Genomic DNA, 24,494 nt, shown 5'->3' with positions numbered 1-24,494 from the left:
TCAAGCCGGCCTGAGCCACACCGTCGCCAGCGGCGGCAGCGTCATCCGCACGCTCGACTCCCGACCGTGCCACGGCACCGACTCGGTCTTCACCGGGTCGGTGCCGACCACGTCCGAGCCCCCGTAGCGGCCCGCGTCCGTGTTCAGCACCTCCGTCCAGGCCGCGAAGGTGTCCGGCACCCCGAGCCGGTAGTCCTGCCGCACCACAGGCGAGAAGTTCGACACGGCGAGCAGCGGCGAGCCGAAGCCGTCGAACCGCAGGAACGCGAAGACGTTGTCGTCGGCCGCGTCCCCGACCACCCACGCGAACCCCTCGGGCGAGGTGTCCCGCTCCCACAGCGACGGCGTCGCCGTGTACACCGTGTTCAGGTCGCGGACCAGGTTCTGCACGCCCCGGTGGTCGGCCGCCGCCCCGTACGCCGGGTCGAGCAGCCACCAGTCCGGGCCGTGGTCCGCCGACCACTCCCCGCCCTGCGCGAACTCCTGCCCCATGTAGAGGAGTTGCTTGCCCGGGTGGGCCCACATGAAGCCCAGGTAGGCGCGGTGGTTGGCCCGCTGCTGCCACCAGTCGCCCGGCATCTTCGACACCAGCGACCGCTTGCCGTGCACCACCTCGTCGTGCGAGATCGGCAGGATGTAGTTCTCGCTGTACGCGTACACCATCGAGAACGTCATCTCGTCGTGGTGGTACTTCCGGTGCACCGGCTCCTTCTGCACGTACTCCAGGGAGTCGTGCATCCAGCCCATGTTCCACTTCATGCCGAAGCCCAGGCCGCCGAAGCCGCCCGGACCCACCTGGTCCGTCGCCCGCGTCACCCCGTCCCAGGCCGTGGACTCCTCCGCGAAGGTCACGATCCCCGGGCAGCGCCGGTACACGGTCGCGTTCATCTCCTGGAGGAACGCCACCGCGTCCGGGTTCTCCCGGCCGCCGAACTCGTTCGGCACCCACTCGCCGTGCTCGCGCGAGTAGTCCAGGTAGAGCATCGAGGCGACCGCGTCCACCCGCAGGCCGTCGATGTGGAACTCCTGGCACCAGTACACGGCGTTCGCCACCAGGAAGTTCCGCACCTCCTTGCGGCCGTAGTCGAACTCCAGGGTCCCCCAGTCCGGGTGGTGCGACCGGCGCGGGTCCTCGTGCTCGTACAGCGGCCGCCCGTCGAACTCGGCGAGCGCCCAGTCGTCCTTCGGGAAGTGCGCCGGGACCCAGTCCATCAGGACCCCGATCCCCGCCCGGTGCAGCGCGTCCACCAGGTGCTTGAAGTCGTCCGGGGTGCCCATCCGGGCCGTCGGCGCGTAGAAGCCGGTGACCTGGTAGCCCCACGAGCCGCCGAAGGGGTGCTCCGTGACCGGCATGAACTCCACGTGCGTGAAGCCCAGGTCCCGCACGTACGCGGGCAGCTGCTCGGCCAGCTCGCGGTAGGTCAGACCGGGCCGCCAGGACGCCAGGTGCACCTCGTACACCGACAGCGGGGCCTCGTGCGCCGGGCGCACGCCCCGCCGCTCCATCCACTCCGCGTCGCCCCAGGCGTGGTGCGACTCGGTGACGATCGACGCGGTGTTCGGCGGGCACTCGGTCCGCCGGGCCATCGGGTCCGCCCGCAGCGTGTGCGAGCCGTCGGGCCGGGTGATGTCGTACTTGTAGACCGTGCCCTCGCCGAGGCCGGGCACGAACAGCTCCCACACGCCCGTCGAGCCGAGCGAGCGCATCGGCAGGCCCGCGCCCCAGTACGTGAACGCGCCGGTGAGCCGCACCCCGCGCGCGTTCGGCGCCCAGACCGCGAAGCGGGTGCCGGTCACGCCCTCGTGCGTCATGATCCGGGAGCCGAGCGCCGTCCACAGCTCCTCGTGCCGGCCCTCCCCGATCAGGTGCAGGTCCAGGTCCCCGAGCGAGGGCAGGAAGCGGTACGGGTCCTGCACCTCCAGCTCGGGCCCTTCGTCGTAGCGCACCCGCAGCTCGTACGCCGGCACCTTCCGCAGCAGCGGCAGCAGTCCGGAGAACAGCCCGTCCCCGTCGTCGTGCAGCACGACCCGGCGGCCCTTGGCGAGGACGGCGACCTCCCGGGCGAACGGGCGCAGCACCCGCACCACCACCCCGCCGCGCACCGGGTGCGCGCCGAGCACCCCGTGCGGGTCGTGGTGCTCCCCGGCGAGCAGCCGGGCCCGGTCGCCCGGGTCGAGCGGTGGCGCCTTCCGTACGGCGGGCCGCTCCGGTGCCGGCTCCTTCCGCACGGCGGGCAGGTCCGCCGCGGACGCCTTCTTGGCAGTGGCCGACGCGGGCGCCTTCTTGGCTGTGGACGTCTTTCCTGCGGGTCGGGCGGTCACGGGGATGCCTCCTGGAGGACGGAAGAAGGGGATACGGGGTGTGAACGGTCCGCCGCCCGCCCGGGAAACTCGGCCGAACGGGGCGCGTGGCCGTGTTCGCGGGCGGGAGCGGTCACGGGGACGGGGGACGCTGCTCCGAACGAGGGCGTCACCGGGCCGCCGCCAGACGTTCGATCGCCGCCATCGGGACCGGCAGCCAGTCCGGCCGGTGCCGGGCCTCGTAGACGACCTCGTACACCGCCTTGTCGGTCTCGTAGGCGCGCAGGAGTGCCGGGTCCGAGCGGGGGTCGGCGCCCGCCGCCTCCGCGTAGCCGGTGCAGAAGGCGGCCCGGCAGCGGGACGCCCAGTCGGCGTTCCAGGGGCGGTGGGTGCGGGCCGCGTAGTCGAAGGAGCGGAGCATCCCGGCCACGTCCCGGACCGTGGGCTGGGGGCTGCGCCGCTCGTCCAGCGGCTTCGCGGGCTCGCCCTCGAAGTCGATCACCGCCCAGGCCCCGTCGGACCCCCGCAGGGTCTGCCCGAGGTGCAGGTCACCGTGGATGCGCTGGACCGCGCCCGCCCCGGCGGTCCCGCCCGCCGCCGCGAAGACGGCCCGCAGACCGGGGACGTGCGGCAGCAGCGCGGGCACGGCCTGCGCCGCCGCGTGCAGCCGCCGGTCCATCGCGTCGGCGAGCAGCTCGGCCTCGGCCTTCCCGAGTCGCCGCGTCGGCAGCGTGTCGGCGAGCGCCAGGTGCACCTCGGCCGTGGCGCGGCCCAGCGCCCGCGCCTCGGTGGTGAACTCCCGCCCGTCGGCCAGCGCGTCGAGCGCGAGCCGCCAGCCGTCCCGGGAGTCCCGCAGGTACGGCTGGAGGACGCCGAGGGTCGCGGCCCCCGACTCGAACCAGGCGACCGGCGCGGGCACCCGGGCGCAGCCGGCCCGGCTGAGCGCGAGCGGCAGCTCCAGGTCGGGGTTGGCGCCGGGACTGACCCGCCGGAAGATCTTGAGGATGTACGCGTCTCCGTAGACCAGCGAGGAGTTGGACTGCTCGGCGTCGAGCACGCGGGGCGCGAGCGCGGCCGGCAGGGCGGTGGTGGCGTGGAAGCGCAGCGGGCCGGTCCGGCCCGGGGTGCGCAGCCGCTCGTAGAGGAGCCCGGCGAGCCGCGGGTCGCGCAGCCCTTCGTAGACGGCCCGTCCGGCGAGCGGCCCCTGCCGGATCCGCCCGATCAGGGCGGGGGCGAGGCGGGGCGGGAGCTGGGTCCGTACGCCCAGGAGCAGTTGGTAGCAGTCGGAGGGCGAACCGGCCGGGCGGCCCGGCTGTTCGACCCGTACGAGCAGATGGAGGAGGCCGGGCCCCGGGCCGTCCAGCGGCAGCAGCTCGGTGGCCGCGTCCAGTGTGAATCCGGTGACCCGGCGGCCCTTGCCCGCGAACCAGCGCTGCCGTGGCAGCCATTCGTGGAGCAGGGGGGCGAGGGACGGAAGGAGGGCGTCCGGGGCCCGGGTGTTGGATGCGGTCTCCGGCATGGCGTCGCGTCCTTTCCCCGGGGCGCGCAGTTGGCTTTCGTATGCGTTCAAATGCGCAGAGTGTCCCGGATGGCGGCTTGGGCTGTCCGGAAGTGCGGGACGTGTCGGAAAGGGAAGATCCGTATGGGCCCGGGAAGAAGGCCCGTATGGACCTGAATCGTGTGTGGTTCACAGTGCCCCCGGCGGGACGGGCGAAACCGCCCCGCCGCGGACGTGGCCGAACCGTCGCGGTCTCAGCCCTTCTTGAGGCGGAACCAGTAGAACCCGTGTCCCGCGAGGGTCAGGAGGTACGGGAGTTGGCCGATGGCAGGAAACTTCACGCCACCGATCAGCTCCATGGGGTGCAGACCGGCGAAGCGCCGCAGGTCCAGCTCGGTCGGCTGCGCGAACCGCGAGAAGTTGTTCACGCACAGCACCAGGTCGTCGCCGTCCTCGCGGAGGAACGCGAGCACGGCCGGATTCGACGCCGGGAGCTCCGTGTACGTCCCCGTCCCGAAGGCCCGGTTCTGCTTGCGGATCTCGATCATCCGCTTCGTCCAGTGCAGCAGCGACGACGGCGAGGCCATGCCCGCCTCGACGTTGGTCACCTGGTAGCCGTGGACCGGGTCCATGATGGCCGGAAGGTACAGCCGGCCCGGGTCGCAGGAGGAGAAGCCGGCGTTCCGGTCGGGCGTCCACTGCATCGGGGTCCGCACCCCGTCCCGGTCGCCCAGCCAGATGTTGTCGCCCATGCCGATCTCGTCGCCGTAGTACAGCACCGGTGAGCCGGGCAGCGAGAAGAGCAGGGCGGTGAACAGCTCCATCTGGTTGCGGTCGTTGTCCAGGAGCGGGGCGAGGCGGCGCCGGATGCCGATGTTGGCCCGCATCCGCGGGTCCTTGGCGTACTCGGAGTACATGTAGTCGCGCTCTTCGTCCGTGACCATTTCGAGCGTCAGCTCGTCGTGGTTGCGCAGGAAGATGCCCCACTGGCAGCCGGAGGGGATCTCCGGGGTCTTCGCCAGGATCTCGGAGACCGGGTAGCGGGACTCGCGCCGCACGGCCATGAAGATCCGCGGCATGACCGGGAAGTGGAAGGCCATGTGGCACTCGTCGCCGCCCGACCGGAAGTCGCCGAAGTAGTCGACGACGTCCTCCGGCCACTGGTTGGCCTCGGCGAGCAGCACCGTGTCCGGGTAGTGCTCGTCGATCTCCTTGCGGACCCGCCGCAGGAAGGCGTGGGTGGCCGGGAGGTTCTCGCAGTTGGTCCCCTCCTCCTGGTACAGGTACGGCACCGCGTCGAGCCGGAAGCCGTCGATTCCCAGGTCCAGCCAGAACTTCAGCGCGGACAGGATCTCCTTCTGCACCGCCGGGTTCTCGTAGTTGAGGTCCGGCTGGTGCGAGAAGAACCGGTGCCAGTAGTACTGCTTGCGCACCGGGTCGAAGGTCCAGTTGGAGGTCTCCGTGTCGACGAAGATGATCCGGGCGTCCGGGTACTGCTTGTCGTCGTCGGCCCAGACGTAGTAGTCGCCGTACGGCCCGTCCGGATCGCGCCGCGACTCCTGGAACCACATGTGCTGGTCGCTGGTGTGGTTCATGACGAAGTCGATGATCACGCGCATACCGCGCTGGTGGGCCGCGTCCACGAACTCCACGAAGTCGGCCAGGTCGCCGAACTCCGGGAGCACGGACGTGTAGTCGGCCACGTCGTAGCCGCCGTCCCGCAACGGGGACTTGAAGAACGGCGGAAGCCAGAGGCAGTCCACGCCCAGCCACTGGAGGTAGTCCAGTTTGGACGTGATGCCCTTCAGGTCGCCGACGCCGTCGCCGTTGCTGTCCTGGAAGGAGCGGACGAGGACCTCGTAGAACACGGCCCGCTTGAACCAGTCGGGATCACGGTCCTTGGCGGGGGTGTCCTCGAAGGTGTCGGGGACGGGCTCGTTGACAGTCATGAGGTGGGTGACCCTCCGGTCTGCGGGGACGGTCGCAGGGCCAGCACGTGCGCGGGCGTGACGCCCGGCTCTAGGCGCACGTAGTTGGCCCTGCCCCAGTGATAGGTCTCGCCGGTGAGCTCGTCGCGCACCGGCGCGGTCTCGTGCCAGTCGAGGCCGAGTTCCGGCATGTTCAACGAGACCGTCGCCTCCTGGGTGTGGTGCGGGTCGAGGTTGACGACCACCAGAACGGTGTTCGAACCGGAGCGCTTGCTGTACGCGATCACCTGCGGGTTGTCCACGTCGTGGAACGTCAGGTTCCGCAGCCGGCGCAGCGCCGGGTGCCGGCGTCTGATCCGGTTCAGGGTCGTGATCAGCGGGGTGATCGTCCGCCCCGCGCGCTCCGCCGACTCCCAGTCACGGGGCCGCAGTTCGTACTTCTCCGAGTCGAGGTACTCCTCGCTGCCCTCCCGCAGCGGGGTGCCCTCGCACAGCTCGTACCCGGCGTACATGCCCCAGGACGGCGAGAGCGTCGCCGCGAGCACCGCCCGCGCCTCGAACGCGGGCCGGCCGCCCTCCTGGAGGTAGCCGGGCAGGATGTCCGGGGTGTTCACCCACAGGTTCGGCCGCATCTGCGCGGCCGTGTCGCGGGACAGCTCCGTCAGGTACTCCGTCAGCTCCTCCTTGGTGTTGCGCCAGGTGAAGTACGTGTACGACTGCTGGAAGCCGATCGCGCCCAGGGTCCGCATCATCGCGGGCCGGGTGAACGCCTCCGCCAGGAAGATCACGTCCGGGTCGTTCTTGTTGACCTCCCCGATCACCCGCTCCCAGAACACCACCGGCTTGGTGTGCGGGTTGTCGACGCGGAAGATCCGGATCCCGTGGTCCATCCAGTGCCGCAGCACCCGCACGGTCTCCTCGACGATCCCGTCCATGTCCTTGTCGAACGCGATCGGGTAGATGTCCTGGTACTTCTTCGGCGGGTTCTCCGCGTACGCGATCGAGCCGTCGGGGCGGTGGTGGAACCAGTCCGGGTGCTTCTCCACCCACGGGTGGTCCGGCGAGCACTGGAGCGCGAAGTCGAGCGCCACCTCCAGACGCAGCTCCCGGGCCCGCGCCACGAAGGCGTCGAAGTCCTCGAAGGTGCCCAGGTCCGGGTGGAGCGCGTCGTGCCCGCCCTCCGGCGAGCCGATCGCCCACGGCACGCCCACGTCGCTCGGCGACGCCGACAGGGAGTTGTTCGGGCCCTTGCGGTGGGTCTCGCCGATCGGGTGCACCGGCGGCAGGTACAGCACGTCGAAGCCCATCGCCGCCACCGCCGGCAGCCGCTCGGCGGCCGTCCGGAAGTTCCCCGGGACCGTGCGCCCGTCGACCGTCCGCGCACCCTCCGAGCGCGGGAAGAACTCGTACCACGAGCCGTACAGGGCCCGCTCCCGCTCCACCTGGAGGGGGAACTTCGGGGAGGAGGTGAGCAGTTCGCGCAGCGGGTGGCGGTCCAGGGCCTCCACCACCCGGGGGGCGAGCGCCGCCGCGAGCCGCACGGCGGCGGGGCGGGACGGGTCGCGCAGGGCGTCCGCCGCCGCGAGCACCGCCTCCCGGCCGCCGCCCTTCTTCGGGACGCCCTTCGCGGCCCGCTCGTACAGCTCGGCCCCCTCGGCGAGGACCAGTTCGGAGTCGATCCCGGCCGGGATCTTGATCTTCGCCGCGTGCCGCCAGGTGGCGACCGGGTCGCTCCAGGCCTCCACGGCGTACGTCCAGGAGCCCTCGGCGTCCGGGGTGACCTCGGCCCCCCACCGGTCGGTGCCCGGGGCCAGTTCGCGCATCGGGATCCAGGGGCCGGGACGGCCCGAGGGGCCGCGCAGCACGACATTGGCGGCGACCGCGTCGTGCCCCTCGCGGAAGACGGTCGCCGTCACCTCGAAGGTCTCTCCGGCCACCGCCTTCGCGGGGCGCCGGCCGCAGTCGACCAGTGGGCGGACGTCCAGTACGGGAATGCGTCCCATGAGCGGATTCACAGCATCACCTGACGGGGGTACGGGGGTGCGGGTGGTGGTGCGCTCTTTCTAGCTCCGCCGACGGCCGGCGGGTCGGGGGCGTGCCCTCTCCCGTCCGCGTTCACCCGGACGGTCGAACCGAGGGGGTGAAAGGGGGTCAGGAAGGGGCGCGTGCCGGGCGTTACCGGAGGAGCCTTCCCATGGTGCACCCTCGGGCAATCCGGCGCTTTGTTAACTACCGGGTCGTAGCAAAACGGGCAAGGGCGGAAGTCGGACACGAAGCCGTCACCGTCCCCGCGGCATCAGGACGTTGCTCCCGCACGGCCCGTCACAGGGGTGTCCTCATCCGTCGGTTCCCGTTGCTCCGATCCGGTCGGGGCTACCATCGGAGCGGCACGCCGGACACACAGCGTGGTGCGTCCGCTCCGGTCCGTACTCGCCTGCGAAGGTGGAACACGTGAAGGCAATCCGTCGATTCACCGTGCGTCCCGTCCTCCCCGACACCCTTCGACCCCTCGCCGACCTGGCGCGCAACCTGCGCTGGTCCTGGCACGAGCCCACCCGGGCCCTCTTCGAGTCCCTCGCCGCCTCCGGTCCCGGCACCCCGCCCGGCACCGACCCCGTCCGGATCCTCGGCTCCCTCGAAGCCCCCCGGCTCGCCGCGCTCGCCGCCGACCAGGACTTCCTGGCCCGGCTCCGCGCCGCCGCCGAGGACCTCGACGCCTATCTGAACGCCCCCCGCTGGTACCAGGAGCGGTCCGGCGACCTGCCCGCCGCGATCGCCTACTTCTCGCCCGAGTTCGGCGTCGCCGCCGCCCTGCCCCAGTACTCCGGCGGCCTCGGCATCCTCGCCGGCGACCACCTCAAGGCCGCCAGCGACCTCGGCGTCCCCCTGATCGGCGTCGGACTCCTCTACCGGCACGGCTACTTCCGCCAGTCCCTCGGCAGGGACGGCTGGCAGCAGGAGCAGTACCCCGTCCTCGACCCCGGCGAGCTGCCCGTCACCCTGCTCCGCGAGCCCGACGGCACCCCCGCCCGCGTCACCCTCGCCCTGCCCGGCGGCCGCAGCCTGCACGCCCAGCTCTGGACCGCCCAGGTCGGCCGCGTCCCGCTGCTCATGCTCGACTCCGACGTCGAGGAGAACGCCCCCGGCGAACGCGGCGTCACCGACCGCCTCTACGGCGGCGGCAGCGAGCACCGGCTCCTCCAGGAGATGCTCCTCGGCATCGGCGGCGTCCGCGCCGTCCGCGCCTACACCCGGCTCACCGGCCACCCCGTCCCCGAGGTCTTCCACACCAACGAGGGCCACGCCGGCTTCCTCGGCCTCGAACGCATCCGTGAACTCCAGGGCGAGGGGCGCGACTTCGACAGCGCCCTGGAGACCGTCCGGGCCGGGACCGTCTTCACCACCCACACCCCCGTCCCGGCCGGCATCGACCGCTTCGACCGCGCCCTGGTCGCCCGCCACCTCGGCCAAGACGGCGCCCTGCCCGGCGTCGACACCGGCCGCGTCCTCGCCCTCGGCGACGAAATCCCCCTCGGCGGCGAGCCCGGCGTCTTCAACATGGCCGCCATGGGCCTGCGCCTCGCCCAGCGCGCCAACGGCGTCTCCACCCTCCACGGCGCCGTCAGCCGCGCCATGTTCGCCGGACTATGGCCGGGATTCGACGCCGACGAGGTGCCGATCACCTCCATCACCAACGGCGTCCACGCCCCCACCTGGGTCGCCCCCGAGGTCGGCCCGCTCGGCCCCGACGCGAGCGACCGGGAGCTGTGGGACCTGCGCCGCACCCTGCGCGAACGGCTCGTCGCCGACGTACGGGACCGGCTGCGGGCCTCCTGGCGGCAGCGCGGCGCGGCCGCCGCCGAACTCGGCTGGACCGACTCCGTCCTCGACCCCGACGTCCTCACCATCGGCTTCGCCCGCCGCGTCCCCTCGTACAAGCGGCTCACCCTGATGCTGCGCGACAAGGACCGGCTGCGGTCGCTGCTGCTCCACCCCGAGCGGCCCGTGCAGCTCGTCGTCGCCGGCAAGGCCCACCCCGCCGACGACGGCGGCAAGCGGCTCGTCCAGGAACTCGTCCGCTTCGCCGACGACCCCCGGGTCCGGCACCGGATCGTCTTCCTGCCGGACTACGGCATGGAGATGGCCCGCGGCCTCTACCCCGGCTGCGACGTCTGGCTCAACAACCCCCTGCGCCCCCTGGAGGCCTGCGGCACCAGCGGCATGAAGGCCGCCCTCAACGGCTGCCTCAACCTCTCCGTCCTCGACGGCTGGTGGGACGAGTGGTTCGAGCCCGACTTCGGCTGGGCCATCCCCACCGCCGACGGCGCGGCCGCCGCCGACGAGGAGCGCCGCGACGACCTGGAGGCCGCCGCCCTCTACGAGCTGATCGAGCGCCGGGTCGCCCCCCGCTTCTACGACCGGGGCGCCGACGGCGTCCCGTCCGGCTGGACGGCGATGGTCCGGCGCACCCTCACCGACCTCGGCCCCAAGGTCCTCGCCGACCGCATGGTCCGCGAGTACGTCGAGCGGCTCTACGCCCCCGCCGCCACCGCCCGCCGGGCCCTCACCCCGGACCGGGCCCGCGAGCTCGCCGCCTGGAAGGCCCGGGTCCGGGAGGCCTGGCCCAAGGTGACCGTCGACCACGTCGAGGTCGGCGACGGCCTCGCGGACGACGTGGCCGACGCGGAGCTGGGCGCGACCCCGGTCGTCCGGGTCCGGGTCGCCCTCGGCACCCTCACCCCCGACGACGTCGAGGTCCAGGCCGTCACCGGCCGGGTCGACGCCGACGACACCCTCACCGCCCCCCGCACGGTCACCCTCAAGCCGGCGGGCGGCCCGGACCTGGAGGGCCGCCTCCCGTACGCGGGCACCCTGGAACTCGACCGCACCGGCTCCTTCGGCTGCACCGTCCGCGTCCTCCCCACCCACCCCCTCCTCGCCCACCCGTCCGAACTGGGCCTCGCGGCCCTGCCGGAGGAGACGACGGGGGCGGGGGCGGGGGTGTTGTTGCGGTAGCGGTCCGTCGGGTTCGTCTGATTCGACACGGGGTGTCCCGGTTCGCGGGGCACCCCGTGCGTCGTTCCGCGGTGACGTGGGATTCCGCTGTTTCGCTGGATTCGTACAACCATCCGCACGCTCAGGAGTCCTCTAGGGCGAATGCGCCGCAGGCGCGCTCGTTCCGTTTTCAGGGGGACCCTCATGACTCGCCGCATATCCCTGCGGGCCCGCGTGCTCCCGGCCGTGGTCGCCGCCGGGATCCTCGTGCCCGCCGTCGCGGGCGCCGCGCCCGCCTCCGCCGCCACGGCGCCGCAGGTCAGCTGTACGTCGGGCAAGGCCGGGCTCGCCGCCAAGCTGCAGAAGGACATCACCGCCGCCCTCGCCACGCGCACCGGCACCGTCGCCATCGGCCTGCGCGACCGCACCACGAACACCACCTGCACCCTGCGGGCCACGACCTCGTACGACTCGGCCAGCGTCGTGAAGGTGACCGTCCTCGCCGCGCTCCTCTGGGACGCCAAGAAGACCAACCGGTACCTGACCTCGCGCGAGTCCACCCTCGCCACCGCCATGATCACCAAGTCCGACAACGCGGCCACCACCGCCCTGTGGAACCAGCTCGGCGTCGCCAAGGTGAAGGGCTTCCTGACGGCCGCCGGCATGACGCGGACGGTGCCGGGATCCGGCGGCTACTGGGGACTCACCCAGATCAACGTCACCGACGAACAGCGGCTGCTCTCGCTGGTCAGCGCCAAGAACTCCGTCCTCAGCGACAACGCGCGCGCCTACATCCTCAAGCTCATGAAGAACGTCGTCAGCTCGCAGAAGTGGGGCACCCCGGCCGGCGCGCCCTCCGCCGTCTCCGTGCACGTCAAGAACGGCTGGCTCCAGCGCGCCACGCGCGGCTGGCGCGTGCACAGCATCGGCACGTTCCAGGGCGGCGGCCACGACTACACCGTCTCCGTGCTCACCGACGGCAACAGCACGATGAACTACGGCGTGACCACGATCCAGGCCGTGGCCAAGGCGATCCACCGGGACCTGACCCCGACCGCGCCCGCCGCGTCCCGCTACACGCCCACCGCCACGCCCCAGGAGGCGTACGTCGCGGTGCCCCGGGGCTGACGGCGCCCCCGCCCGTCGAAACGCGCGGACGCCCCGGGGGTTTCCCCCCGGGGCGTCCGTCGCTTCGTTCCGGCCTGTCCCGTGACGGTTACGGGAAGGTCAGCTTGAAGGCGTTGATGTAGCCGACGTCCGCCGCGGCCTTGTCCTGGACGCGGAGCTTCCAGGCGCCGTTGGCGACCTCGGAGGAGGCGTTGACGGTGTAGGTCTGGACGATGTTGTCGGCGCTGCCGCCGGTGCGGTTGTGGAGGTTGTAGACCGAGCCGTCGGGGGCGACGAGGTCGACGATCAGGTCGCCCTTGTAGGTGTGGACGATGTCCACGCCGACGGAGAGGTTGCTGGGGGCGTTGCCGGTGACGCCGGTGACGTTGACCGTCGAGGTGACCGCGGCGCCGTTGTCCGGGATGGACACGTCGGCGGTGTTCTCGAAGACCTTGCCACCGGGGTTGCCGCCGCCGGGACGGGCGCCGACGTTGATGGCGGCCCAGGCGTTCTCGACGGCCGTCACCTCGGGGCTGGTGGCGCCGTAGAGCGCCTTCGCCACGTCGACCGTGCCCGTGCGGGCCGCGGCGTAGTTGGTGTTCGAGCCGAACTTGGTGGTGAGCGCCTTGAACCAGATCAGCGCCGCCTTGTCCCGGCCGATGCCCGTGACGGGCAGGCCGTCCGAGGTCGGCGAGTCGTAGCTCACGCCGTTGATCGTCTTGGCGCCGCTGCCCTCGGAGAGCAGGTAGAACCAGTGGTTCGCCGGGCCCGAGGAGTAGTGGACGTCGATCGAGCCGATGCCCGAGTACCAGGCGTCCTTGGACGAGCCGTCCTTGCTCGGCTTGTCCATGTAGCGCAGCGGGGTGCCGTTGCCGCGGATGTCGATCTTCTCGCCGACCAGGTAGTCGCCCTGGTCCTGGGCGTTGTTCGCGTAGAACTCGACCGCCGCCGCGAAGATGTCCGAGGTGGCCTCGTTGAGGCCGCCGGACTCGCCGCTGTAGACGAGCTTGGCGGTGACCGAGGTCAGGCCGTGCGTCATCTCGTGCGCGGCCACGTCGATCGAGGTCAGCGGCTTGGCGTTGCCCGCGCCGTCGCCGTACGTCATGCAGAAGCAGGAGTCCTGCCAGAAGGCGTTGACGTACGCGTTGCCGTAGTGGACCCGGGAGTACGCGCCGACGCCGTCACCGCGGATGCCGGTGCGGCCGTGCACGTTCTTGTAGTAGTCCCAGGTGAGCGCGGCGCCGTAGTGCGCGTCGGCGCCCGCGGTCTCCTTGTTCGACGGGTTGCCGTTGCCCCACACGTCGGTGGAGTTGGTGAACAGCGTTCCCGTGCCGGAGCTGCCGCCGTTGAGGTTGTACGTCTTGTGGTTGCCGCGGCCCGTGTCCGTCAGCGTGTACGAGGGCGCGGTGCCGAGGGTCACCTGGCCGCTGTACTGCGTGTTGCCGGTGCCCGTCTCGACGGCCTGCCACTCGTAGAGCTTCGCGCCCGTCTTGGCGTCCGTGACGACGTGCAGCTCGTTCGGGGTGCCGTCGTGCTGGAGGCCGCCGACCACGGTCTCGTACGCGAGGACCGGGGAGCCCTCGGCGAGCCAGACGACCTTGCGCGGGGCGCGGCTGGCGGCGGTCTTCTCGGAGCCGTCCGCCTGGGCGAGGCCGACGGCCTGCTTCTCGGCGGCCGCCGGGGCGACCTTGGCGGTCGTGTCGACGTTCTTCAGCTCCGTGCGGACCGCCTTGGTGACGCTCTGCCGGGCGCCGGCCTTCGACTCCTCGACGACCAGGTCGCCGCCGAGGACGGGCAGGCCCGCGTAGGTCCGCTCGTAGCGGGTGTGGGTCGTGCCGTCGCGGTCCTGGACGACGTCGCGGACGACCAGCTTCTCCTCGGCGCCGAGGCCGAGGGACTTGGCCGTGGCGGCCTTGTCGGCGTCGGCCGCCTTGATCAGCGCGGTGCGCTGGGCCGGGGTGAGGTCGGCCGGGAGCTTGCCGGGGTTCGCCGAGGTGCCCTGCTGGGCCTTGGGGGCGGCGCTGAACGGGGTGTCCGCCGCGGTGGCGGCGCCCGTCTGGACGCTGACGGCGATCATGGCGGCGGCGGCTATCAGGGCGCCGGTCGCGGTGGCACGACGGCTGGGCGTGGATCTCACGCGGACTCCTTTTGCGAGGGGGGTACCGGCGGGCTTGGGTGAGTCCGTCGGGCAGAGCAAGGAGAGCGGTTGAGCACGTTCGGTTGAGCACGTTCGTGTGAGCACGTTCGGGTGGTGCGGTGAACTTTCGTTCGTACAGCCGGGGAGAGAGTGGCAGGGATGACGGGGACCTGTCAGGAGTGCGGCTGGAAGTTGGCCAGAAATCGTCCGCTGCTGGTACGGGCGCGTTCGTTAAGCGGACGTTTCGTGAGGTGCGGGGGTGGTGTTGCTTCCTGTTCGGGCGGAGGAGCCTTTTCGCCCGTGGGGGTTGGGCGGTGGGGTGTACTCCGGTTTTCTGCGGGCGTGGGGGCCGTTCCGGGGGCCGCGTTCGGGACTGCATGATTTACGGCGCCTGCGGGTCCCGGCGGAGTGACCGGTTCTCATGCGCCACAAATCACGCTCTACGTCCCGAACACGACCCCCTCCACGGCCCCCACTCGCGTACGAGGGCGAGCTCGCGGCCGTGGGGCCTTCCCTCAGCCCACCAGGCTGTCCCGCCACGCCTGGTGCAGGCCCGCGTAGTGGCCGTCGCCCGTCACCAGGGTCGACGGGGGGCCGTCCTCGACGATCCGGCCCGACTCCATCACCAGGACCCGGTCCGCCACCTCGACCGTCGACAGGCGGTGGGCGATGACCACCGCCGTACGGCCCTTCAGGACCGTGTCCATGGCCTGCTGGACCGCCCTTTCGCCCGGTACGTCCAGGGAGCTCGTCGCCTCGTCCAGGATCAGGACCGCCGGGTCCGCCAGGAGCGCGCGGGCGAAGGCCACCAGCTGGCGCTGGCCCGCCGAGATCCTGCCGCCTCGTTTGCGCACGTCCGTGTCGTAGCCGTCGGGCAGTCCCTCGATGAAGTCGTGGGCGCCGATGGCCTTCGCCGCCTCCTCGATCTCCGCGCGGGTCGCGTCCGGGCGGCCGATCGCGATGTTCTCCGCCACCGTGCCCGAGAAGAGGAACGCCTCCTGGGTGACCATGACGATTCCCCTGCGGAGATCGGGGGTGGTGAGGTGGCGGAGGTCGATGCCGTCGAGGAGGACCCGGCCCTCCGTCGGGTCGTAGAAGCGGGCCAGGAGTTTGGCCAGGGTCGACTTTCCCGCGCCCGTCGCTCCTACCACGGCCACCGTCTGGCCGGCCGGGATCGTCAGGGTGAAGCGGGGGAGGACCTCGCCTCCCGTGCGGTACGCGAACCTCACGTCGTCGAAGACCACCTCCCGGCCCGGAGCGCCCTCGCGGTGGGGGAGTTCCCGGGGCGTCGTCGTCTCCGGGACGCCCGGCTCCTGGGCCAGGAGGCCCGCGATCTTGGCCAGGGACGCCGCCGCCGACTCGTACGAGTTGAGGAACATGCCCAGGCGGTCGATCGGGTCGTACAGGCGCCGCATGTAGAGGACCGCCGCCGCCAGGACGCCCAGTTCCAGGGAGCCCTCCGCCACGCGGTACGCGCCCCAGAGGCACATTCCGGCCACCGCCGTGTTCGCGACGAGGCGTGAGCCGACGACGTAGCGGGCCATTTCGAGGAGCGCGTCGCCGTTGCTTCGTTCGTGGCGGTGGTTGAGCGCCGAGAATTCCGTGTCGTTGGTCTCCTCGCGGCGGAAGGCGCGGACCGGGCGGATGCCGTTCATCGTCTCCGCGAACTTCACGATCACGCCCGCGATCGCGGTGGAGCGCTCGCCGTAGACCCGGCCCGCGCGGCGGCGGTAGAGCTGCACCAGGAGGTAGAGGGGGACGAACGAGGCCGTCGCCACCGCGCCGATGCCCAGGTCCAGCCAGAGGAGGACCAGGGTGATCGAGAGGAAGGAGAGGACCACGCCGATGAGTTCCTGGAGGCCCTCCGAGAGGAGTTCGCGCAGGGACTCCACGTCCGTGGTGGAGCGGGAGATCAGCCGGCCCGAGGTGTAGCGCTCGTGGAAGTCGACGCTCAGGATCTGCGCGTGGCGGAAGATCCGGCCGCGCAGGTCCAGGAGGACGTCCTGGTTGACGCGGGCCGCTCCCCGGACGAAGGCGTACTGGAGGAGGCCCGAGAGGGACGCGCAGAGGAGGTAGCCGAGGGCCACGGCGATCACCGGGCCGTGGTCGCCCGCGCGGAAGGCAGGGACGCCGCGGTCGATGGCGTACGCGACGAGCAGCGGGCCCGCCTGGACCGCGGCCTCCTTGACCAGGAGGACGAGCGCGGCGACCGCGACCCGCGCGCGGTGCGCGGACAGGAGGGAGCGGAGCAGGGCGCCCGTCGCGCCCGGGGGCGCGGGCAGGTCGTCCCGGTCGAAGGGGTCCGCCTCGTCCGGCGCGGGGGCGGGCGGCTTGGTGAGCGTGGTGTCCGTCATCGCCGTTCCTTCTCGCCCGACATCAGCCAGGCGTACTCCTCGCTGCTCCGCAGCAGTTCCTGGTGGGTGCCCACGGCCGTGATCCGGCCCCCGGACAGCAGCGCGACCCGGTCGGCCAGCATCACCGTCGACGGGCGGTGCGCCACCACCAGGGCCGTCGTCTCCCGCAGCACCTCCCGCAGGGCCGCCTCCACCCGGGCCTCCGTGTGCACGTCCAGGGCGGAGAGGGGGTCGTCGAGGACGAGGAAGCGGGGGCGGCCGACCACCGCGCGGGCCAGGGCGAGTCGCTGCCGCTGGCCGCCCGACAGGCTCAGGCCCTGCTCGCCGACCTGGGTCGCGGCGGCCTCGGGCAGCCGGTCCACGAAGCCGTCCGCCTGGGCCACGGCGAGGGCGCGCCGCAGCTCCGGTCCACCGGCCGTGCCGTCGGCCCCCATCAGGACGTTCTCGCCGACGGACGCGGAGAACAGGGTGGGCTCCTCGAAGGCCATCGACACCAGGGAGCGGAGGCGGCCGCGCTCCATCAGGGCGATGTCCTCGCCGTCGAGCAGGATCCGGCCGGCCGTCGTCTCGTGCAGGCGCGGTACGAGGGCGGTGAGCGTCGTCTTGCCCGAGCCCGTGCCGCCGACCAGGGCCAGCGTCTCACCGGGGCGGATGTGCAGGTCGACGCCGTCCAGGACCGGCGGGGCGTCCTCCGGGGCGTCCGGGTAGCGGAAGGTGACGTTCTCGAAGCGGACCCCGTCCGGGCCGTCGGTCCGCGGGGCCCCGGGGGAGGCGGTGTCCGGCTCCTCCTCGGCGTCCATCACCTCGAAGTACCGCTCCGTCGCCGTCGCCGCCTCCTGGCTCATCGCGAGCAGGAAGCCGATCGACTCCACCGGCCAGCGCAGCGCGAGCGCCGTCGACAGGAAGGCGACGAGCGTGCCCGCCGACAGGTCGCCCTCCGCGACCTGCACCGTGCCGAGGACGAGCGCCGCGCCGATGGCCAGTTCCGGTACGACCGTGATGACCGCCCAGATCATCGCGAGCAGCCGGGCCTTGACGAGTTCCGTGCCCCGCAGGCGCTCGGAGAGCTCGCGGAAGGCGCGGGCCTGGCTGCGGTGCCGGCCGAAGCCCTTGACGATCCGGATGCCGAGGACGCTCTCCTCCACGACCGTCGTCAGATCGCCCACCTGGTCCTGGGCCTTGCGCGCCACCAGGCCGTAGCGGCCCTCGAAGAGCGAGCAGACCACCACCAGGGGCAGCACCGGGGTCAGCAGCACCAGGCCGAGGGACCAGTCCTGGGAGAGCAGCAGCACGTACCCGGCGAGGATCGTCACGCCGTTGACCAGCAGGAAGGTCAGCGGGAAGGCGAGGAACATCCGGACCAGCATCAGGTCCGTCGTCCCGCGCGACAGGAGCTGGCCCGACGCCCACCGGTCGTGGAAGGCGATCGGCAGCCGCTGGAGCCTGCCGTACAGGTCCGACCGCATCCGGGCCTCCACCCCGGCGAGCGGCCGCGCCACCAGCCAGCGCCGGAAGCCGAAGAGCACCGCCTCCGTGATGCCGAGCAGCAGCAGGTACAGCGCCCCGAGCCACACGCCCCCGGGGTCCCGGTCCGCGACGGGCCCGTCCACCAGCCACTTCAGGACCAGAGGGATGACGAGCGACAGACAGGAGGCGACGATCGCGACGAAGGCGGCCGTGAACAGCCGCCCCCGCACGGGTCGTACGTACGGCCACAGGCGGAGCAGCACGCGCACCGCCGACCGGTCGGCGGTCTCCGCCGGGTTCGCTGGGGGCAAGGGGTTCTCGGGCATCAGGTCCGACCTTACGGTTCGCCACTGACACGGCTCATCCGGTTTTCCGGCCGGGGCCTCCGGGGCCGGAGCGGCACGTCCCCGCCGGGTACGGGGACGCCCGGCGGCCCGGACCGGTCCTCGCGCGCGGTGCCCACGGGTTCCCGGAATGCCCTTGACCGGACGAAGCCGCAGGCCGGAGACTTGCGCGGCCCCGCACCGGGGTGCACACGGAGGGGCCGCATGACCACGCTCGACACCTATGAGACCCGCTGCGAACAGCTCTTCCTGGCGGGCGGCAACGCGGCCGTGCGCCGGGCCGCGCAGGAGGGCCTCGACGCGCTCGGCCCGCAGCCCGACCTCTACTGCCGGCTCGCCCTGGGCCACGCCGCCGAGGACGAGGACGACCACGATGACCTGGCCGAGGAGGCCTTCCGGGCCGGGCTCGCGCTCGACCGCGACCACCTCGGGCTCCTCGCCGGGTACGCCGAGCTGTGCCTGCGCGCCGACGCGTTCGACCACCCGGGCCGCGCCGACCGCGCCGTCGCCCTCTCCCGGCGCCTGAAGGAACTGGCCCCCGAATCCCCCGAATCCGCCGAGGCCGACCGGCTCGCCGCCGCCGAGCGCTGGGCCCGCCGGGGCTATTGGGAGGACCTGCGGATGGCCGCCGTCCAGGGGGCGATCGCCTCCGGGCACACGCAGGAGCAGGCGCGGGACCTCGACGCCGACCTCGCCGCCGGGGGCGACGCGGTCCGCGCCGCCGACCCCACCGACCGCGCGGCGGCCGTGCGGGCCGCGACCGTCGAGGCGCTCGCGGGCCCCCGGAACGCGCCGGTGCGCTTCCTCGGGCGCCACCGCACGGTGGTCTGGGCGCTCTCCTGCTGCCTCGCCCTGGTCACCAACCAGCTGCTCCGGCAGACCGGGACCGTCGAGAGCCTCAGCCTGTGGGGCTACCTCTGGCTGCTGCCGGTCCTCCTCGTCGACCGCCGCTTCGCCGCCGTGCGCAAGGAGGCCGAGGCCCGGTACGTGACCCGCCTCGAAACGGAACTCGCCGCCGGTCACGACCGGGAGACCCTGGTCCGCCCCTGAGCGGCCGGGCCGGGAAAGCCCGTGGCCCGGCGGGCCTCGGCAGCCGGCTCGCGTCCGAGCGGTGCGAGAAGGCCTACCGGAAGGCGCCCGCCGCCCGGACCTCCGGGGGACGGACCTCCGGCCGGTACTGGGTGGCGGGCGACGAGAGCCTCTCCTTCACCTACGTCGGCCCCGACGCCACCGTCACCGGCGACTTCACCTGCTACGTCAGGCTCCGCTGACCTCCCGCGCCCCCGCCCCCGGGCCTCATCTCGACACCCGCAGCAGCACCACCGACCGGGCCCCCACCGCGAGCACCTCCCCGCCCCGGTGGACCGTGCCCGGCGGCCCGGACTGGTCCTCGCGGGCGGTGTCCACGACCAGCTCGTACGTCTCCGCCCACGGCGGGCCCGGGAGCCGGAAGTCCAGGGGGCGGTGGCCGGAGTGCAGGACGGCGAGGAAGCTGTCGTCGGTGATCCGCTCGCCCCGCGCGTCCCGGCCCGGGATGTCCCGGCCCGACAGGTAGAGGCCGAGCGTCCCCGTCCGCGCGTACCAGTCGCCCTCCGTCATCTCGGCCCCCTCGGCCGTGAACCAGGCCAGGTCCCGCAGCCCGTCCGCGCGCTGCGGCCGGCCGGAGAAGAAGGCCCGGCGGCGCAGCACCGGATGCCGGTGCCGCAGCGCGAGCAGCCGCCGGGACAGCGCGAGGAGCTGGGACCGGCCCGGGTCCTCCGGCAGCGACCAGTCGAGCCAGCCGATCTCGTTGTCCTGGCAGTACGCGTTGTTGTTGCCGCCCTGGGTGCGGCCCATCTCGTCGCCGGAGACCAGCATCGGCACCCCGGTCGACAGGAGCAGGGTGGTGAGCAGGTTGCGCTGCTGGCGCAGCCGCAGCGCCCCGATCTCCGGGTCGTCGGTCTCGCCCTCCGTGCCGCAGTTCCAGGACCGGTTGTCGTGGGTGCCGTCCCGGTTCCCCTCGCCGTTGGCCTCGTTGTGCTTCCGCTCGTACGTGACGAGGTCCCGCAGGGTGAAGCCGTCGTGGGCGGTGACGAAGTTGACGGAGGCGTACGGCCGGCGCCCGCCCCAGGCGTACAGGTCGCTGGAGCCGGAGAGCCGGTAGCCGAGGTCCCGCACGTCGGGCAGCGCCCCCCGCCAGAAGTCCCGCACGGCGTCCCGGTAGCGGTCGTTCCACTCGGTCCACAGGGGCGGGAACGCCCCGACCTGGTAGCCGCCGTTGCCCACGTCCCACGGCTCCGCGATCAGCTTGACGCGGCGCAGGACCGGGTCCTGGGCGATGACCGCCAGGAAGGGGGAGAGCATGTCGACGTCGTGGAAGGAGCGGGCGAGGGCCGCCGCCAGGTCGAAGCGGAAGCCGTCCACCCCCATCTCGGTCACCCAGTAGCGCAGGCTGTCGGTGATGAGCCGCAGCACCTGCGGCTGCACCACGTGCAGCGTGTTGCCGCAGCCCGTGTAGTCGGCGTACCGGCGGGCGTCGGACTGGAGCCGGTAGTAGCCCCGGTTGTCGATGCCCTTCAGGGAGAGGGTCGGGCCCAGCTCGCCCGCCTCCGCCGTGTGGTTGTAGACCACGTCGAGGATGACCTCGATCCCGGCCGCGTGCAGCGCCCGCACCATCTTCTTGAACTCGCCGACCTGCTGCCCGGCCGTCCCCGAGGAGGAGTAGCCGGCGTGCGGCGCGAAGTAGCCGACGGAGTTGTACCCCCAGTAGTTGCGCAGGCCCCGCCGCAGCAGGTGGTCCTCGTGCGCGAACTGGTGCACCGGCAGCAGCTCCACCGCCGTCACCCCGAGCCGTACGAGGTGGTCGATCGCGGCCGGGTGCGCGAGGCCCGCGTACGTGCCGCGCAGGTGCTCGGGGATGCCCGGGTGCAGTTTGGTGAAGCCCTTGACGTGCACCTCGTAGATGACCGAGTCCTGCCAGGGCGTCTTGGGCCTGCGGTCGTCGGACCAGTCGTCGTCGTCGTGGACGACGACCCCCTTCGGGACGTGCGGGGCGGAGTCCCGCTCGTCGCGGACGGTGTCGGCCACGTGCTGCTGCGGCCAGTCCCGGACGTGCCCGTACACCTCGGGCGGGAGGGAGAACTCGCCGTCGACGGCCCGCGCGTACGGGTCGAGGAGCAGCTTCGCCGGATTCCACCGGGCGCCCGTCCACGGGTCCCAGCGGCCGTGCACCCGGTAGCCGTACCGCTGCCCCGGGCCGATCCCGGGCACGAAGCCGTGCCAGATCTCGTGGGTCAGCTCGGTCAGCGCCAGCCGCGTCTCCGTCCCGTCCCCGTCGAACAGGCACAGCTCGACGGCCTCCGCCCCGCCCGCCCACAGCGCGAAGTTGGTGCCCGCGATCCCGCCGGGCCCGACCCGGCAGCGGGCGCCGAGGGGCGTCGGCGCCCCCGGCCACACGGGCGGCCCCGCCCGCTCCAGGGCACGCTGCTGTACCGCCTCCTGCTCGGCTGCGCTCGCCACCGTCCGGCCTCCCGCGGCTCCGTCGGGTCCGCGCGCGGGGAGCGGTGGCGTCCCGGCCACCGCTCCCCGCGCGAGGTTCTCCCCCTGTTCTGCCCGCACGGCCGTGCTCCCAACATGACCCGTACGCACGTTTCCCCTGGAGGGTGGCCGTCGTTGGGCCGGGCGTGAGATCTGTATGGAAGCGGGCGGGGCGCGCCCTCGCGGTGGCGGGACTGTTGGCGGGCCTCGCGGGCTGTACCGGGGCGGACGGCGGCGGGGGCGTCGGCCTCTCCCTGCCGGGCAAGGCGCGGGCCCCCGGCGACGTCATCCGGGTCACCCCGGAGGACGGCAGCCGCGCGGTCCCGGCCGGGGGGCCGGTCGAGGTGCGGGTGGACTCCGGTCGGCTCGAACGGGTGACCGTCGCCCGGGTCGAGGACGGCCGGCGGACCGAGGTCGCCGGGGAGCTCTCCGCCGACGGGCTGCGCTGGCGGCCGCCGGCCGGCAGCCGGCTCGCACTCGCCGCCAAGTACAGCGTGGACGCCGTCGCCCTCGACGCGCACGGGCGCCGCTCGGCCCGCCACACCACCTTCACCACCGTGGTCCCCGAGTCCCGCTTCATCGGCTACTTCAAGCCGGAGAACCGCTCCACGGTCGGCACCGGCATGATCGTCTCCTTCTCCTTCAGCCGGCCCGTCGAGAACCGGGCCGCGGTCGAGCGCGCCGTCCGGATCACCTCGGACCCGCCGGTCGAGGTCGTCGGCCACTGGTTCGGCAAGGAGCGGCTCGACTTCCGCCCGGAGCGGTACTGGGCCCCCGGCACGAAGGTCACCGTCGACATCGGCCTGCGGGACGTCGAGGGGGCGCCCGGCGTGTACGGCATCCAGCGCAGGAAGGTCGGCTTCACCGTCGGCCGCTCCCAGGTCTCCGTCGTGGACGCCGCCGCGCACACCATGGAGGTTCGCAGGGACGGCGAGGTCCTGGCCACCCTGCCGATCACCGCCGGGGCGCCGAAGACCACCACGTACAACGGGAGGATGGTCGTCACCGAGATGTACGACGTGACCCGGATGAACGGCGCCACGGTCGGCTTCGGCGGCGAGTACGACATCAAGGACGTGCCGCACGCGATGCGGCTGACCGAATCCGGGACCTTCCTGCACGGCAACTACTGGGCGCCGCCCGAGACCTTCGGCGCCGCCAACGTCAGCCACGGGTGCGTGGGGCTCCGGGACGAGAAGGGCGGCAGCGAGCGCTCGCCCGCGGGCTGGTTCTTCGACCGGACCCTCGTCGGCGACGTGGTCGAGGTGGTCAACTCCCGGGACCGGCAGGTCGCTCCCGACAACGGGCTCGGCGGCTGGAACACGGACTGGAGGAGCTGGAGGGCGGGCTCCGCGCTCCGCTGACCCCCGTCGCTCCCGTCGCTCCCGTCGTCCCCCGCCACCCCCGCCGCTTCCGTCGTTCTCGCACGTCGATCGGGACGGAACGGTGACATGCGCGAGGATCTTTCGTGTCCTGCGGTGTGATTATCTAGCGCCGTGTGCGCGAGTGAATGCGCACGGGGGTGGGGCCGCGGCAGCGCCGGGCCGTGCGAGGGGAGACGACCACAGTGAACGGGCAGCCGATATCGGGGGCATCGGTAGGGACCACCGGGCGGGGCCGGCGACGCGGGGGCGTCCGGCTCCAGGCCCTGGCGGCGGGGGCGCTGCTCCTGGTGCTCACCGCCTGCGGCGGCGGGGACGCCACCGGCGGCGCGAAGGGCCCGGAGGGCCAGGGCGCCGGCCGGCAGGAGAACGCGGCCTCCCAGGCCGTCGTGACGATCCTTCCGAAGGACGGCGCCGACTCGGTCGCCACCAGCGGCGCCCTCAAGGTGACCGCCCAGCAGGGCAAGCTGACCACGGTCACGGTCGCCGACTCCAAGGGCACCGAGGTCGAGGGCGAGATCGCGGCGGACGGCGCCAGCTGGCAGCCGACCGCCCATCTGTCCGGGGGCACCCAGTACAAGGTCCACGCCGTCGCGAAGGACGCCGAGGGCCGCGAGTCGGCGAAGGACACCACCTTCACCACCCTGGTCCCGAAGAACACCTTCATCGGCCACTACACGCCGGAGGACGGCTCGACCGTCGGCGTCGGGATGCCGGTCTCCATCAACTTCACCCGGGGCATCACCGACCCCGAGGCCGTCGAGAAGGCCATCAAGGTGACGGCCGTGCCGTCCGTCCCGATCGAGGGCCACTGGTTCGGCAACGACCGCCTTGACTTCCGCCCCGAGCAGTACTGGGCCGCCGGCACCAAGGTGACGGTCCACCTCAACCTGGACGGCGTCGAGGGCCGCCCCGGCGTCTACGGCAAGCAGAAGAAGACGGTCACCTTCACCATCGGCCGCCGCCAGGTCTCCACCGTCGACGCCGGCGCCAAGACGATGAAGGTCGAGCGCGACGGGAAGATCGTCAAGACGCTGCCGATCACCGCGGGCGCGCCGTCCACGACCACGTACAACGGTCAGATGGTCATCAGCGAGAAGTACAAGGTGACCCGGATGAACGGCGCCACGGTCGGCTTCGGCGGCGAGTACGACATCAAGGACGTGCCGCACGCGATGCGCCTGTCCCAGTCGGGCACCTTCGTGCACGGCAACTACTGGGCCCCGAAGAGCACCTTCGGCTCGCAGAACGTCAGCCACGGCTGCGTCGGCCTCGCGGACACCCGGGGCGCGGGGGACGGCTCGACCCCGGCCGCCTGGTTCTACGACAGCTCGATTATCGGTGACGTGGTCGTCGTGAAGAACTCCAAGGACAAGCAGATCAAGCCGGAGAACGGCCTCAACGGCTGGAACATGCCGTGGTCGGAGTGGACCGCCTAGGCGCTCCCGGTCTTCGGCGGGGCCCG

General features: G+C 72.5%; 13 protein-coding genes. 5 read left to right on the top strand and 8 right to left on the bottom strand.

The window, feature by feature from the left end; translation table 11 throughout:
- From glgB to ACIQD7_RS30670, 4 genes are all read right to left on the bottom strand, one after another.
- Positions 1 to 2,322 (bottom strand): 1,4-alpha-glucan branching enzyme, encoded by a 2,322-nt coding sequence (gene glgB, locus ACIQD7_RS30685; protein ID WP_402445915.1) that lies wholly within the window; start codon positions 2,320 to 2,322, stop codon positions 1 to 3.
- Positions 2,323 to 2,470: 148 nt separating this feature from the next.
- Positions 2,471 to 3,820 (bottom strand): maltokinase N-terminal cap-like domain-containing protein, encoded by a 1,350-nt coding sequence (locus ACIQD7_RS30680; RefSeq protein ID WP_121828727.1) that lies wholly within the window; start codon positions 3,818 to 3,820, stop codon positions 2,471 to 2,473.
- Between the two features lie 233 nt (positions 3,821 to 4,053).
- On the bottom strand, positions 4,054 to 5,748 hold the full coding sequence (gene treS / locus ACIQD7_RS30675; RefSeq protein WP_121828726.1) for a maltose alpha-D-glucosyltransferase: 1,695 nt from the start codon (positions 5,746 to 5,748) through the stop codon (positions 4,054 to 4,056).
- Positions 5,745 to 7,730 (bottom strand): alpha-1,4-glucan--maltose-1-phosphate maltosyltransferase, encoded by a 1,986-nt coding sequence (locus ACIQD7_RS30670; RefSeq protein ID WP_402445911.1) that lies wholly within the window; start codon positions 7,728 to 7,730, stop codon positions 5,745 to 5,747. The genes treS and ACIQD7_RS30670 overlap by 4 nt, the downstream gene beginning before the upstream one ends.
- A 448-nt stretch (positions 7,731 to 8,178) precedes the next feature.
- Between ACIQD7_RS30670 and glgP the strand changes: the two genes are divergently transcribed.
- Both glgP and ACIQD7_RS30660 read left to right on the top strand, forming a co-directional pair.
- The gene (gene glgP, locus ACIQD7_RS30665) at positions 8,179 to 10,743 is read left to right on the top strand and encodes an alpha-glucan family phosphorylase (protein WP_402445910.1); all 2,565 of its coding nucleotides are present in this window, start codon (positions 8,179 to 8,181) and stop codon (positions 10,741 to 10,743) included.
- A gap of 183 nt (positions 10,744 to 10,926) precedes the next feature.
- A complete protein-coding gene (locus tag ACIQD7_RS30660) occupies positions 10,927 to 11,850 on the top strand; it encodes a serine hydrolase (protein WP_402445907.1) in 924 nt (307 codons plus the stop codon).
- Positions 11,851 to 11,938: 88 nt separating this feature from the next.
- On the opposite strand, the gene ACIQD7_RS30655 is transcribed toward ACIQD7_RS30660, so the two are convergent.
- The 3 genes from ACIQD7_RS30655 to ACIQD7_RS30645 form a co-directional block, all read right to left on the bottom strand.
- Complete coding sequence (locus ACIQD7_RS30655) at positions 11,939 to 13,966, bottom strand: M4 family metallopeptidase (RefSeq protein WP_402445905.1); 2,028 nt, start codon at positions 13,964 to 13,966, stop codon at positions 11,939 to 11,941.
- A gap of 515 nt (positions 13,967 to 14,481) precedes the next feature.
- Positions 14,482 to 16,320 carry an ABC transporter ATP-binding protein gene (locus ACIQD7_RS30650; RefSeq protein ID WP_402445902.1) on the bottom strand — a complete coding sequence of 613 codons (1,839 nt, stop codon included), beginning with the start codon at positions 16,318 to 16,320 and terminating at the stop codon, positions 14,482 to 14,484.
- A complete protein-coding gene (locus ACIQD7_RS30645) occupies positions 16,317 to 18,113 on the bottom strand; it encodes an ABC transporter ATP-binding protein (protein ID WP_402445900.1) in 1,797 nt (598 codons plus the stop codon). Before ACIQD7_RS30645 ends, ACIQD7_RS30650 begins: the two co-directional genes overlap by 4 nt.
- Before the next feature lie 222 nt (positions 18,114 to 18,335).
- On the opposite strand from ACIQD7_RS30645, the gene ACIQD7_RS30640 reads away from it, so the two are divergent.
- A complete protein-coding gene (locus ACIQD7_RS30640; RefSeq protein ID WP_402445898.1) occupies positions 18,336 to 19,181 on the top strand; it encodes a hypothetical protein in 846 nt (281 codons plus the stop codon).
- Between the two features lie 246 nt (positions 19,182 to 19,427).
- On the opposite strand, the gene glgX is transcribed toward ACIQD7_RS30640, so the two are convergent.
- Positions 19,428 to 21,629 carry a glycogen debranching protein GlgX gene (gene glgX / locus ACIQD7_RS30635; protein ID WP_402445896.1) on the bottom strand — a complete coding sequence of 734 codons (2,202 nt, stop codon included), beginning with the start codon at positions 21,627 to 21,629 and terminating at the stop codon, positions 19,428 to 19,430.
- A 164-nt stretch (positions 21,630 to 21,793) separates the two neighbouring features.
- On the opposite strand from glgX, the gene ACIQD7_RS30630 reads away from it, so the two are divergent.
- Together ACIQD7_RS30630 and ACIQD7_RS30625 are read left to right on the top strand one after the other, a co-directional pair.
- Entirely contained in the window at positions 21,794 to 23,011 is a 1,218-nt protein-coding gene (locus ACIQD7_RS30630) for an Ig-like domain-containing protein (RefSeq protein WP_402445893.1), read from the top strand.
- Between the two features lie 203 nt (positions 23,012 to 23,214).
- Positions 23,215 to 24,468, top strand: a complete 1,254-nt coding sequence (locus tag ACIQD7_RS30625; RefSeq protein WP_402445890.1) for an Ig-like domain-containing protein — start codon at positions 23,215 to 23,217, stop codon at positions 24,466 to 24,468.
- The last annotated feature ends 26 nt before the right edge of the window (positions 24,469 to 24,494 follow it).

The organism is Streptomyces sp. NPDC093071 (assembly GCF_044754545.1).
Taxonomy (GTDB): domain Bacteria; phylum Actinomycetota; class Actinomycetes; order Streptomycetales; family Streptomycetaceae; genus Streptomyces.
Note: the sequence above shows the minus strand (reverse complement) of the source record. Positions and strands in the feature narration are given on the sequence as shown.

Excerpts from the sequence above, each read along its gene's own strand:
- ACIQD7_RS30670 (WP_402445911.1), bottom strand. The coding sequence starts at position 7,730 with ATGGGACGCATTCCCGTACTGGACGTCCGCCCACTGGTCGACTGCGGC.
- ACIQD7_RS30650 (WP_402445902.1), bottom strand. The coding sequence starts at position 16,320 with ATGACGGACACCACGCTCACCAAGCCGCCCGCCCCCGCGCCGGACGAG.
- ACIQD7_RS30660 (WP_402445907.1), top strand. The coding sequence starts at position 10,927 with ATGACTCGCCGCATATCCCTGCGGGCCCGCGTGCTCCCGGCCGTGGTC.
- ACIQD7_RS30645 (WP_402445900.1), bottom strand. The coding sequence starts at position 18,113 with ATGCCCGAGAACCCCTTGCCCCCAGCGAACCCGGCGGAGACCGCCGAC.
- ACIQD7_RS30640 (WP_402445898.1), top strand. The coding sequence starts at position 18,336 with ATGACCACGCTCGACACCTATGAGACCCGCTGCGAACAGCTCTTCCTG.
- treS (WP_121828726.1), bottom strand. The coding sequence starts at position 5,748 with ATGACTGTCAACGAGCCCGTCCCCGACACCTTCGAGGACACCCCCGCC.
- ACIQD7_RS30680 (WP_121828727.1), bottom strand. The coding sequence starts at position 3,820 with ATGCCGGAGACCGCATCCAACACCCGGGCCCCGGACGCCCTCCTTCCG.